We start from the raw sequence: 5,707 nt of genomic DNA, 5'->3' as shown, positions 1-5,707 counted from the left end.
CCGATATCCAGAAGCCAAGGAAAACAAAAATGAATCCCGGACACCTTCGCATTATCGCGTCCTCGCGATTAGCCATCATCCACAACAACCTGACCGCTGCGTTGGAGGCCGCGAACATCACGGGCGACAGCGGCACGCTCAACCGCCAGGCCAAGTCCGCCGCGCGCTCGGCTTTCGAGTCCGCCAAGCAGCGCTTCTTCGGCCATTTGCTCACCTCGATGAAGACCCCCACGCTGATCGCATCCATCGATGCCGATTTGGCTGCGGGTCATGCGGCGGTCATCCAGATTGTCTCGACGGGCGAGGCACTGATGGAACGGCGCCTGTCTGAGATCCCGACCGACGAATGGAACGACATCCGTTGTGACATCACGCCCAGGGAATACGTCCTGGACTACCTCGCCCATTCCTTCCCGGTGCAGCTCTACGAGCCTTTCACCGACAGCGAAGGTAATCTTTCGTCGCGCCCCGTCACACGAGACGGCCAACCGGTCGAATGCAGTGAAGCCGTCCGCCGTCGCGATGCGCTGATCGAAAAGCTGGCTTCGCTGCCGCCGGTGCCGGGTGCGCTCGACCAGATCGTCCAGCGCTTCGGCACCGATCTTGTGGCCGAGGTCACGGGGCGTTCACGGCGCATCGTGCGCAAGGGCGAAGGGCATTCGGCACGGCTCGTGGTGGAGAACCGGTCCGGAGCCGCGAACCTCACTGAGACCCAAGCCTTCATGGATGACGAAAAGCGAATCCTGATCTTCTCGGATGCCGGCGGCACCGGGCGCAGCTATCACGCCGATCTCGGGGCGAAGAACCAGCGCTTGCGGGTCCATTACCTCTTGGAGCCCGGCTGGAAGGCAGATGCGGCGATCCAGGGCCTCGGGCGCACCAACCGCACCAATCAGGCGCAGCCGCCGCTGTTCCGGCCGGTGGCCACGGATGTGAAGGCGGAGAAGCGGTTCCTGTCGACCATTGCGCGACGTCTCGACACGCTTGGCGCCATCACGCGCGGCCAGCGTCAGACCGGAGGGCAGGGGTTGTTCCGCCCCGAGGATAACCTCGAGTCGCCCTACGCCCGTGACGCCCTGCGCCAGCTTTACCGCCGCATCTATCGCGGCGATCTGGCCGGAGTTTCGCTCGGGGCTTTCGAGGATGCGACCGGGCTCAGCCTGACCGATGATAACGGGCTGAAGGATGACCTGCCGCCGATCACGACCTTCCTCAATCGCCTGCTGGCGCTGACGATCAACATGCAGGCCGTGCTCTTCTCGGCCTTCGAGGAACTTCTGGACCAACGGATCGAGGGCGCCATCGCCGCCGGGGTCTATGATCTCGGGCTCGAGACCCTGCGTGCCGAGAGCTTCCGCGTCACGGATGCGCGGGTGATCTACACCCATCCCGGCTCCGGCGCGGAAACCCAGCTTCTCACCATCGCGGAAAAGCGCCGCAACACGCCGCTGTCGCTGGTTGATGCGCTCGACTGGCTCGATGACCCGAAGGCGCGGCTTCTGGTCAACGGCCGCTCGGGCCGGGCTGCCGTGCAGGTGCCCGCCACCAGCCTGATGCTGGACGATGGCACCATCGAGCCGCGCCTGCGCCTGATCCGTCCGCTTGATGTCAGCACGGTCCCGGCAAGGATCATGGAGGACACCCACTGGCTCGAGGCCGACCGCGCGGCCTTCTCCGCCGCCTGGACCGGGGAACTGGCCGAGGTGCCGGAGTTCTCCGAAGCCACGTTGCACATCGTGGCAGGTCTGCTGCTGCCGATCTGGAAGCAGCTTCCCCAGGATGAAACCCGCGTCTACCGCCTGCAAACCGATGACGGGCAGCGCATCATCGGCCGCCGCGTCTCGCCTGCCTGGGTCGCGACCACGCTGGCCGCCGATGCGCCCAAGCTCTCGGCCGCGCAGGTCCATGCCCTCGTTCTGGAGGGCAAGACCGTGGTGTGCCTGTCCGAAGGGATGGAATTGCACCGCTCGCGCGTCATGGGCGCGAACCGGATCGAACTGTCGGGCTTCTCGGAGGCAGCCAAGGATCGGCTCAAGGCCGATGGCTTCTTCTCGGAGATCATCAGTTGGAAGCTTCGGCTGTTTTGCCCGACCGACGCCGATGGCGTCGCGATACTGGATCGTCTGCTTGCACGTTGTCCTGTCGCAAGGCTACATGATCGCGGAGGTTGTTGACCCATGTATTCCGAGACCGAAGACCTCGTGCGCGATCTGGCAGAAAATGCCGAAGGCGTCTGTCGTGCCTACCTTCCCGCCGGACGGCGGGAAGGATCCTACTGGATCGTCGGCGATCTGCAGAATAACCCCGGCCGGTCGCTCTTCGTGCGGTTGACGGGCCCTGCGTCGGGACCAGGGGCAGCGGGCAAGTTTACGGAACATGTTGCGGCGCGGGTTATGTTGCGGTGGCGTGAACTTGCGCGGTTTGGCGGGGGTTTTCGCGGGGCTGGGCAACATAACCTCAGCGCGACGGGGGGATGTTCGTGATGGCTCGCGATGCAGCAGAGCTGTCGCGCCGCCTCGCGCGGGACGCCGAGGCCGTGTGTCGGCATTACCTCCCCAACGGGCGACGACAGGGTCAGTACTGGACCGTCGGCGATGCGCGCAACACGCCCGGGCGGTCGATGTTCGTCCGACTGAAGGGGCCGGAGGCTGGCCGCGGTGCGGCCGGTCATTGGACCGATGCCGCCACAGCCGAGCACGGTGATCTGCTCGACGTGATCCGGGAGAGCTGTGGCCTGACCTCTTTCGGCGATGTCGCCGAGGAGGCGCGGCGCTTCCTGAGCCTGCCGCGGGTCGACCTTGTCCCGACCATCAATCCAGCACCTGCCCGTACAGCCATGGGATCGCCGGAAGCAGCGCGGCGGCTGATCGCCATGGCGCAGCCGATCCGGGGTACGCCGGTCGAGACCTATCTGGTCAGTCGCTGCATCATGCCGATCCATGGCGCGGGGGCGTTGCGGTATCATCCACGCTGCTATTATCGGCCCGACGATGGCGGACCAGCAGAGCGGCGTCCGGCGATGATCGCATCCGTGACCGACCTGCAAGGCAGGATCACAGGGGCGCACCGCACCTGGCTCGCGCCGGACGGCTCGGCCAAGGCCGCGGTTCCCACACCCCGGCGTGCCATGGGCAACCTTCTTGGCCATGCCGTGCGCTTCGGGGCGGCAGAAGATGTTCTGGCCGTCGGCGAAGGCATCGAGACGATGCTGTCGCTGCGTGCGGCGCTGCCGGGCATGCCGATGGCCGCCGCGCTGTCGGCAAGCCATCTCGCCGCGCTCAGACTGTCACCGTCCGTGCGCCGCCTCTATATCGCCCGCGATGTCGACGCAGCGGGTACCAGGGCCGCCGCGACCCAGGCCGAACTTGCGACCAGTGCGGGCATCGAGGTGCTGACGCTCTCGCCGCGTCACGGCGACTTCAACGACGACCTGACAGCCCACGGCCTCGACGACCTGCGCGCGGCGATCCGGCCCCAGATCGCGCCCGAAGATGTCGACCGGTTCCTCGGCAGAGGATCGTCCACGACCGGGTGAGACGACCACAACGGTGTTACAGGCCATTCAGGAAGGCCATGAGGTCCTTGTCCTCCTTCCACCGCCTTTTCGGTCCCGGAGAGCCGACCTCGCAAAGCGCCACGGCATTTGCCTTCAGCGTGAGGTCGATCTCGGCATAGATGTTCGTGGTGCTGATCGACACGTGGCCGAGCCAAGCGCGGATGGTGTTGATGTCGACGCCGGCGAGCACGAGATGGCAGGCCGTCGTGTGCCGGATCACGTGTGGTGTCACCGCCCGACCCGCCAGTCGAGGCACATCGGCAGCGCAACGCTCGACCAGCCGATACACGCCGAACCGTGTGTAGGCATGGCCGAGCCTGCTGAGGAACACCGGGGCCTCGGGCGCGCGGCCGAGGATCTGTTCCGCCAGGACTCGCTCCGTTTCCGGCCAGAGCGGGCATTGGCGTATCTTGCCGCCCTTGCCGTGCAGAGTGGCTAGATCGTGCCCACCTCTGTCGCGGTCAAGGGTCAGATCCCGAACCGTCAGTTGGGTGACCTCGGAGACCCGGGCTCCGGTATTGTAGAGGAAGAGAAGGAGCGCGTATTCGCTCTGCCCTCGACGGGTCTTGCGGTCCGGAACCGCGAGCATCGCTTCCATCTCCGCCCGCGTCAGCCAGCCGACCGGCGGCGATATCGCCTTCTTCACGGCGATCGCGCGGATGTGGCCGCACCATTCGATGTGTGCGGGATCGCGGCTTCCCACAAAGCGGGCGAAGGCCCGGATGGCAGCGAGCCGCTGATTGCGCGTCCTGACGGAACATCCGCGCTCCTGCTCGAGATGGGCAAGGAACTTCAATACAAGTGCCGAGGTGAGGTCCTGCATTGCCAGGCGTTCGATGGGCTTCCGGACCTTTCGGCTCGCGAAGGGCAGGAGCAGCTTGAACGTGTCACGATAGCTCGCGCGGGTGTTCCGGGCCAGATTGCGCTCGCTGACGATATACCCGGTCAGGAAGCGCCGGAGCCATGGCCCAATGAGATCACGGTCTGGCATCCGACCCTCCTCCGGCATAGTGCGCAAAGCGCAGCGAGGCCTGGGCGAGGAGGTTCGGCGTCATCGTCAGATAGACCTTCGTGCCTTCGAGGTCGGAATGGCCGAGATAGGTGGAGAGCGCGGGCAGCAACCGCTGCACATCCGCTCCCTGCCGGTACCAGGCCATCAGCCGGTGAACCGCAAAGCTGTGCCGGAGGTCATGCAGACGCGGGTTCTCCCGCCCGCCGGCCCTGCCATGCACGTCCGCAACGCGTCTCAGGCGATCGAAGGCGGTCTGAACAGTGCTGCTGGAAAGCCGCGTGCCGTCTCGGTTGGCGAGCAGGAACGACGTGGCACTCTCCGCGACCCCCTTGACGGGCCGAACCGAGAGGTGGGCATCCAGTATTCCCGCAAGCTGCGGACCCACGGGAACCAACCTGCTCTTTTGGAACTTCGTATCGCGGATCGTGAGGATCGCCTCCGCCGTATCCACATCAGACAGGGTGAGAGCGGTCGCCTCGCCGAACCGCAGCCCGGCCCCGTAGAGCATCAGCAGCAGGGTCCGGAACGTCGCGGGGTCGAGTTGCCGGGAGCCTTGCAAGGCATTGTCGATGTGATCCGGGTCGAAGAGGCGCTGCAGCTGATCCCGGCTGTAGATATATGGCGGTGCCTGCAATGGTGGGCGCCGCTCGCTTTCAGGAAGCGGCGACGAGAGGGCATAGCCGCGGCTGATCGCGTAGCGCCAGAACCCGGCCAGCGCGTAGTGTTTGTTTTCGCGGTGCCGGGTAACGGGGCCTGTCCCGGCGAGGAAGGCTTGGACCTGCGCGCATGTGACAGCGTCGCATCCGGCGTCGCCATCGGCGTGCTGAAGGAACTGTCGAAGCAGGTTCCGCGCCGTCAAGAACTTTACGCCGTGCGCCTGACGCCATGCCACGTAGTGTTCGATCGCATCCCTCAGCTTCATACGAGACCCTCCAGATCGAGGGCCGCGACCTCCCGTAGGGTCCGGAGGTCGACCTTGGCGTAGATCGCCGTCGAGGTCGGGTCCCTATGGCCGAGGAAGTCTCCGATCACCTTCATCGCCACGCCTTGGTCCAGAAGGTGTGAACCGCCCCGGGTTTACTGGAGAGTAAAATACTCAAAGGATGAGCCCTATGACCAAGCAGAGATTCACCCCCGCC

Annotated in this window: 4 protein-coding genes; 2 read left to right on the top strand and 2 right to left on the bottom strand. The window is 65.4% G+C overall.

All coding sequences use genetic code 11. The features are described 5' to 3' along the window. The coding region (locus tag OE747_RS24400; protein WP_263831030.1) for a strawberry notch C-terminal domain-containing protein at positions 1-2,174 on the top strand (2,174 nt) is incomplete at its 5' end. A gap of 308 nt (positions 2,175-2,482) precedes the next feature. Further along, the gene (locus OE747_RS24390; RefSeq protein WP_263831029.1) at positions 2,483-3,535 is read left to right on the top strand and encodes a DUF7146 domain-containing protein; all 1,053 of its coding nucleotides are present in this window, start codon (positions 2,483-2,485) and stop codon (positions 3,533-3,535) included. Between the two features lie 16 nt (positions 3,536-3,551). Here the strand turns inward: OE747_RS24390 and OE747_RS24385 are convergent, their stop codons facing one another. Both OE747_RS24385 and OE747_RS24380 read right to left on the bottom strand, forming a co-directional pair. Then, a complete protein-coding gene (locus OE747_RS24385) occupies positions 3,552-4,547 on the bottom strand; it encodes a tyrosine-type recombinase/integrase (protein ID WP_263831028.1) in 996 nt (331 codons plus the stop codon). Beyond that, positions 4,534-5,490 carry a tyrosine-type recombinase/integrase gene (locus OE747_RS24380; RefSeq protein WP_263831027.1) on the bottom strand — a complete coding sequence of 319 codons (957 nt, stop codon included), beginning with the start codon at positions 5,488-5,490 and terminating at the stop codon, positions 4,534-4,536. The genes OE747_RS24385 and OE747_RS24380 overlap by 14 nt, the downstream gene beginning before the upstream one ends. Positions 5,491-5,707 lie beyond the last annotated feature (217 nt).

Origin of the sequence: Ruegeria aquimaris, assembly GCF_025751555.1 — a bacterium.
In the GTDB taxonomy this organism is placed as follows: domain Bacteria; phylum Pseudomonadota; class Alphaproteobacteria; order Rhodobacterales; family Rhodobacteraceae; genus Ruegeria_B; species Ruegeria_B aquimaris.
The sequence above is the reverse complement of the archived record's forward strand: the minus strand, read 5'-3'. Positions and strand labels throughout refer to the sequence as shown.

Bases quoted from the DNA above. Each gene is read 5' to 3' on its own strand.
- OE747_RS24385 (WP_263831028.1), bottom strand. From the start codon at position 4,547: ATGCCAGACCGTGATCTCATTGGGCCATGGCTCCGGCGCTTCCTGACC.
- OE747_RS24380 (WP_263831027.1), bottom strand. From the start codon at position 5,490: ATGAAGCTGAGGGATGCGATCGAACACTACGTGGCATGGCGTCAGGCG.
- OE747_RS24390 (WP_263831029.1), top strand. From the start codon at position 2,483: ATGGCTCGCGATGCAGCAGAGCTGTCGCGCCGCCTCGCGCGGGACGCC.